The following is a 414-nucleotide window of genomic DNA, read 5'->3' on the forward strand; positions in this document are numbered from 1 at the left end:
GGTAAAAGCAGGATTACGCCTGGCCTTTGATCTCTTTACGACCGTTGTACGGTGCTTTTTCGCCCAGAGCTTCTTCGATACGAATCAGCTGGTTGTATTTAGCAACACGGTCAGAACGGCTCATAGAACCGGTTTTGATCTGGCCTGCAGCGGTACCAACAGCCAGGTCAGCAATGGTAGCGTCTTCAGTTTCACCAGAACGGTGAGAGATGACAGCAGTGTAGCCAGCGTCTTTCGCCATCTTGAGTGCAGCCAGAGTTTCGGTCAGAGAACCGATCTGGTTGAATTTGATCAGGATGGAGTTAGCGATGCCTTTCTCGATGCCTTCTTTCAGGATTTTGGTGTTGGTTACGAACAGGTCGTCACCAACCAGCTGGATTTTGTCGCCCAGTACTTTGGTCTGGTATGCAAAAC

General features: G+C 49.8%; 1 pseudogene. It reads right to left on the reverse strand.

Features of this window, described 5'->3' with window-relative positions:
- Positions 1 to 13 precede the first annotated feature (13 nt).
- A pseudogene (eno, locus tag ACEWB7_RS18175) lies at positions 14 to 414 on the reverse strand (phosphopyruvate hydratase); the annotation flags it as partial.

The sequence above is a fragment of the Acinetobacter sp. NIOH-H-8 genome (genome assembly GCF_046635365.1).
GTDB lineage: Bacteria > Pseudomonadota > Gammaproteobacteria > Pseudomonadales > Moraxellaceae > Acinetobacter.